Genomic DNA, 6,370 nt, shown 5'->3' on the forward strand with positions numbered 1-6,370 from the left:
AGTTGAGAGAAAGCTAAACAGCAGACCTCGTAAAGTACTCGACAGAAAGACCCCAAACTTTATGTTTTTAACACCTAACTAACAAGGTGCACTTCCAGGTTGAATCCAAGCCTGATAAAATTGGAGACAACTGCGCGATACTCAGTCGTCCGAGCGATAATGCCCCCCCTTCGAGGAGATCTACGTATGCTATAGCCCAGACATGTAATAACGGGACGAACATCGCTATGTGATGAAGCTACCCCCATTCGAATGTGAAGCACCGTAAGCGTTCCTCCTTGCTCGGGCCTGCTGCTTGCGTGCTTGCTGGTGATCTACCTAGTGTGGTCTTTCCATGCGCGGCTGTCACTGTCATATTTCTGGCGTTCGCTAAATCTCTGAGTTAGCGCAGTTCTCTATTGATGATAGTTTTTAAATCCCTGCTAAAACGAGAGATGAAGCCAAACCACGCGCATTAAGCAGAGCAAGCTGCAGAGCGGTGTCAAACCAGTCACAGTCCAGACTGATCGCTATTGCTGAGTATTATTTTACCCAGTATAAGTCCTGCTATGCCGCCTCCTAGGTGGCAGGCGTGGGCTACTAAAAAGATGGGTTCCCCCATGGCGCTGGCTACGTGATGGCCTACGCCAGTGAGAACTGGAATGCCCAGCGAGGGGTCTATTAGAGTAAAAATGGCCTCGCTCATTAGAAATCCTAAACCAAGGTGTCTGGCGCGTATTCTCAGCGGCCTCAGTACACGGCATGGATCCATGGTTGTTAGACCAAGTAATAAAGCCATTATCCCACCAGAAACACCAACTAACAAACTCGAATGGCCATTCTCTGTTAGATAACTCAAACCTAGCTGCAACCCACCACCAGTAGTCACACCTACTGCCAAAATACTGATTGCCTTTTTGACGCCAACAATACTCTGTAATTTCCCACCCAACACCCATAGTAGGATACCGTTAACCACAAAGTGATAGGTATTTCCGTGGAGCACTGCATAGCTGAGAAATTGCCAAATTTTGCCAGATTCGATTCCCTGCTGGCTCAGCCCAAGTTGATAGTAGCACTCGTTATTAGCCATTACACCCCCCATGGTTTCAATCAGCAGATAGATAAAAACGAGTAGGAATGTGAGGGATTTCATTACAAAAAAATCCGAGTTCCCATTGGCAGGAAAACTCGGATTGTAAAATCTATTTCTGAGTACTAGCTCTCCCCTTTCGCTCTTGGCTCACCAGTGACAGCATCTGTAGCGCAAGAACTTGTGACAAATGGACCACCTTCCATTGGAGCCACACCAGTGAACGCCACATCAGGCATTTCAGTTGGCTTGCCGGCAAGAGGGAATTCCTTACGAAGTGGGTGGTATGGATAACCTTCCCACATAAGAATACGTTTGAGGTTTGGATGGTCAGTAAATTTGATACCCATCATATCGTACACTTCTCGCTCATGCCAATCGGCAGTTTTCCAAACATCGACAACACTCTGGACATTTTCATCTTCAGCCACTGGGGCTTTCACTCGGAGGTGTTGAGAATCATCTACTGATGCTATCTCGTAGACCATTTCGAATCGTGGGTGCACAGAATCGTGGTCGACGCTGCAGATATCGACAAGGAAATCGAAACCTAACTGCTCTTTACAGTGCACCATCACGTCATGCAGCGCACTGAGCTCTACGAGGACTGTGTGCTCACCGCGAAATTCTTTTTTGCCTAGAATCTTCTCACCAAAGGCGGACTCTAATTTAATTACAAATTCGCTCATCTTTTAAACTTGTTCAGCTGCAGGCATTTTCTTGAGATCCATAGTGGACTCTTCATTGTTGATCTTCTCCTGTAGCTTCATCAACCCTTCGATCAAGGCTTCAGGACGTGGAGGACAACCAGAGATGTAGACATCCACTGGGATCAATTTATCAATTCCCTGAAGAGTTGCGTAGCTGCGATACATGCCGCCAGAAGAAGCGCATGCGCCCATAGCTATACACCATTTTGGCTCGGGCATCTGATCCCAGATACGTTTGACAGCCAAGGCCATCTTATAGGTAACTGTACCCGCCACGATCATGACATCTGCCTGACGTGGTGAGAAGCGCATCACCTCAGCACCAAAGCGAGAGATATCATAACGAGAGGAAGCCGTAGCCATAAGCTCGATTGCGCAACATGCTAAGCCCATTGGCATTGGCCAAAGTGAATTCTTACGCATCCAGTTGATTGCGGCATCAAGCTGGGTGAAGGTGACGTTGCCTTCGATCTTTGAGTCGTAAGCTAAATTTGTGCTATTAGGATCTGGAGAAACCATGAGAACTGTGTGATTCGGTCGCCACTCTAGTATTCGCCACTACAGCGACAAGATAAATGTTTAAGAATTGGACTATTCTGTAGATTCTTCATTCTCGATAAAATCAATCAGAGCTGGAATCGCGTGCTCAAGCACCTCACCTACTTGCTTGTAGGCCCGCACCCCCATTCCGATCGGGTCTGGCACATCCATCCCAGCTTTGCCGTTGATCTCTATGAAATCACACACCAAATAGCACTTTTCTGCATAGTCAGGAAAGCGGCGAATCAAGGTGTTGAGGTGAGACTCAGTCATGGCAAAAACATGGCTCGAAGACTCTAGCATTTGCATTGTCACAGAACGACTCACAAAATTATTCAGCGTGGCATTTCGGCGCTGCAGTTCATCCGCAGTTTCCGGGCTAATCCTATCTCCGTCGTAGGCTGCCACTCCGGCAGAGCCCAGTGACACCAATACTGCATTATTTTTAGACGCCTTGCGAAAAATCCCTTCAGCCATAGGGCTACGGCATGTATTACCTGTACAAACGAAGAGTACGCGCTTTTCTGAATCCATGGGCAGAAAGTCACAGTACATCTGTAACAATTCAAGTCGGAATTTTGACGTATTCCCCCGTCGATGCTATCTCTAGATCAGATGAGTTCTAGTTAGCACTTGCCTCTAGCCATGGATTACAGAATGCTCTTTATTATGAATCAATGTTCACCACCAAAACTAGTCAACCTCACCATGAGAGACGGGCAACAATCCACGCTCGATGCAGCTGATTGGCTATTTGAGTCGTACAATTACGCCAAACTTATAGCCGCCTCACGCAAGGCGGGCTTCCATGGCGCAGAAGTTTCAGGCGGGCAAAGCTTCCAAATTGCAATCAATCGGGGCTACAACCCCTTTATTGTACTCGGCGCTATCAGCCACGGTATTTCGAAAGCTCCAGAAAGTGAGCCATTTGATCTACAAATGCTTTTCCGTGGCGCCAATGCCCTCGGTTTCCGTCACTACGATAAGGACATTATCGAAATCACTCTTAAAGAATTCATCAAGCATGGCATCACGAAAATTAGGTTTTTTGATGCTCTCAATGACATTGAGAACTTAGAACTCCCAGAATCTATCAAGAGTGCTGCTGGCGTAACCTTAGAGGGGGCCATTTGTTTCACACACTACGCAGATTCTCCTGAGCGCTACACTGACGCGTATTTCTGCAGCTACGCTGAAGCCTTGATTGATGCTGGATACAATGCTATCGCTATCAAAGACATGTCTGGTCAACTCACAGCAGACCGAGTGACTACTCTGATCCCTGCTCTGCTTGCAATACTCAGCCCCAAGGATATTCCACTAAGCCTACACTGCCACTCGACCAATGAGGAAAACTCGAAAAATACCATACGCAAGGCTACCAGCTACGGTATCCACGCCATAGAAACAGTGGAAGGTGTGCTCTCTGGCGGCTCTGCTCACCACTCACTCTCAACGATCGCACCTGAGTTTATTGCCGATAAATCAGCGTATAATCAGCTCAGCCAAAAGACAGCCCAGCTATGGGGTAGTAAACCAGTCCGCAGAGATCAAGACATCCCACAAGACCTCAAAGAGCAGCTCTGCGCCGCCGGAGTTCCCGGAGGTGCTATGCCTTTCGTCATACGCGATCTCCAACAACAAGAGTCCGCAATTCGAGCTAAGTATCTAGCATCAGGAAAGACTTCTCAGAATGTAGAGCTCTTCTCTGACATTCTGAACATCTTTATCAAAGAATTAAAACTGGTTTGTCATGATGCTGGACTACCTCTTCTTGTCACCCCCACAGCTGACATTTGTTGTAAACAAGCGATCATGAATTTAGCAATGGGCAGCGCCCCCCACTCTGGATCGCTAGCTGATCGTTATCTAAACCGCAGTGGTCAGCCTAACCCTGACACTCGCTTCGCCAAGCTTATTCTAGGCTACTACGGCGAACTAAAAAGCTATGATGAGCGTGGTAGTGTCTACCGGGCCTCAGATGAAGTGATTCAATTTTTTGAAGCCTATAACCCACTCCAACTAAAACGCATTGCTAACCATCCGTCTAAAAGTCCAAGCGGAGGTGACCTCCAAGCCGCACAACACGCGGCTTGGCAATTAATTCAGAAAATGGGAGCTAAAGCGTTGTCCTTCGCTAGCTTTGACCAACTCACCATCCTCTATGCTCAGAAGCCAACCACAGGACTACAGGCGGATGACCCCATTGCTAAAGCAGTGGAAACCTACACGCGTCGCTCAGAAGGAGCGCTGATCGATGGCCGCGGTCGCACCTTCCCCGACTATGAGACTCTGATGGGACCTATCCTTAACTGCCTTGGTGCCATATTCGCACTCGACTCAGAACTCGATCCAGGTGACATACCAAACTTCAAACTCGAGGAACTCGGAACAAACCTCTACAACAGACTTTTTGATATATATATCGACCTCCCCATTTGGGCAAACGTTACTGTATTGAACAATCATCTTTCAAAGCTCTTGTCTTCCTCACACACATCAGAGGAATTGAAAATTGCTGTGCGCCACGTGAGTGACACCCTTACAGCTCTGGATCTTCGTCCTCTTAGACAAGAAAAAGAAAAACTAGGTGAAGCCCTAACAGCATTCAAAGAACTCACAATCAACGAGCTATTTAACAGCCTAGCGCTCATCAATAGCTTCATCAACGACGTTGCAAAATACGCCACAAACCCTAAAGAATACGCCGAACGGTGCCTGGACATGACTGACGTCAGTAAGCTGTCCAAACCGCCAGCTACGGAAAGAAAACTGAGTGCATGGGAAACACATATCCAGCAAAGCCTCACGGGCAAATACCTCCGACTCGAAGCAGATTTTCAGCATCGGTCGGCTCTCTGGACAGTTTAGCTGACAAATTGACTCCATCCCACACTGGTCATCTAACAACAGCGAAATACTCATTCACAGTAACCGAACCTAGCGATAACCTTCCAGCAACCCCTAACGCAGTACTCTACACCGATGATTGCGCTATAGAATGCATCACTTAATCCATCTCTAAAGTCCACATGCCTAGGCTCGAATCTATGGTCAAAAAAGGCTAACGCTGCATGGTGCGCTGAGCCATCTTGGCCTTCAACGACTAAGCCAGAGTCTCCGGTGCGCCTCCAGTGACTGGCCTCTGCGGGAACTTCTTCCTTAACCCTAAAACTATCCAAGAGTTCGTGATGGGCAAATTCAAAGTTCTAAAGAATACCACCTAACAGGTTTAGACTGAAGCGGTACGCTACTCTTTTTGGGTCCAGTTCTGACGGACTCAGGCCGTCCAATATTTTTCTTGGGCATTCCTTGAGCTCTGACTCAACGAACTTGAGATCTTATTCTTTCATTGCGGCAGAGCTGCTACCTTTCGGTAGTATTGGCGCACTTGGCCATTAAAGCTTTCAGCTCCAGCTTTTTCCCTACTAGCATAGGGAGCGCAAAAATAGCCTGCGGCTACGGATTCCTTGCTTAATCTCCCATGTTCAGCAAATTAAAGACCGTTGCCATAGATGTAGGTCTCCGCTCGATAAGCCTTTAACTCCTAGATGATTGCCTAGGCTGTGGAGTTACTGCTCTTACTACAATCAAATCCACTTTTCAGTCACCCAAACGAGCTCTAGCGTCAATGATTGCGGGGATTTGGTATTTTGATTTCATTGCTTTTGTAATAGCAAAAAGCCTTAGAAATGATGTCCAGCCTCCGTCTAAACAATTATTCCCTGGTATATTGAAGCCTGCATGAATTCACCGGAGTTTCGCCGCTGCGACACTATCCTCAACTACGCTACTAACACAGGCCGCAAGGTGACCTTCACCAACGTTAAGGAAATGCTCCACACAGTTCTAGGAGACTGTATTGTAGTGCGTGCAGGCATTGCATTTTCTAATGCGAAAATAGCCGAGGTTGTCGCAGCCTCGCACCGCGTAAACAACGCAGGGAGCATCATTGGTAAAGCCAAACCTGATTCTGCTCCAGTGATACTTACACCTACGTGTTAGAAGCTGGTGCAGCTTTCGCCAAGCAAGGGATAACTTCCAGTTC

General features: G+C 47.4%; 6 protein-coding genes. 2 read left to right on the forward strand and 4 right to left on the reverse strand.

Features of this window, described 5'->3' with window-relative positions:
* Positions 1–490: 490 nt before the first annotated feature.
* From ABGY95_RS02680 to ABGY95_RS02695, 4 genes are all read right to left on the reverse strand, one after another.
* Positions 491–1,135 (reverse strand): rhomboid family intramembrane serine protease, encoded by a 645-nt coding sequence (locus ABGY95_RS02680; RefSeq protein ID WP_347440145.1) that lies wholly within the window; start codon positions 1,133–1,135, stop codon positions 491–493.
* 62 nt (positions 1,136–1,197) lie between these two features.
* Positions 1,198–1,761, reverse strand: a complete 564-nt coding sequence (locus tag ABGY95_RS02685) for an NADH-quinone oxidoreductase subunit C (protein ID WP_347440146.1) — start codon at positions 1,759–1,761, stop codon at positions 1,198–1,200.
* 3 nt (positions 1,762–1,764) lie between these two features.
* Complete coding sequence (nuoB, locus tag ABGY95_RS02690; RefSeq protein ID WP_347440147.1) at positions 1,765–2,301, reverse strand: NADH-quinone oxidoreductase subunit NuoB; 537 nt, start codon at positions 2,299–2,301, stop codon at positions 1,765–1,767.
* Between the two features lie 72 nt (positions 2,302–2,373).
* A complete protein-coding gene (locus ABGY95_RS02695) occupies positions 2,374–2,856 on the reverse strand; it encodes a low molecular weight protein arginine phosphatase (RefSeq protein WP_347440148.1) in 483 nt (160 codons plus the stop codon).
* Between the two features lie 111 nt (positions 2,857–2,967).
* Between ABGY95_RS02695 and ABGY95_RS02700 the strand changes: the two genes are divergently transcribed.
* Positions 2,968–5,193, forward strand: a complete 2,226-nt coding sequence (locus ABGY95_RS02700) for a hypothetical protein (protein WP_347440149.1) — start codon at positions 2,968–2,970, stop codon at positions 5,191–5,193.
* Positions 5,194–6,066: 873 nt separating this feature from the next.
* Complete coding sequence (locus tag ABGY95_RS02705; RefSeq protein ID WP_347440150.1) at positions 6,067–6,327, forward strand: hypothetical protein; 261 nt, start codon at positions 6,067–6,069, stop codon at positions 6,325–6,327.
* Positions 6,328–6,370 lie beyond the last annotated feature (43 nt).

This window comes from Rubritalea sp. (assembly GCF_039830215.1).
In the GTDB taxonomy this organism is placed as follows: domain Bacteria; phylum Verrucomicrobiota; class Verrucomicrobiia; order Verrucomicrobiales; family Akkermansiaceae; genus Rubritalea.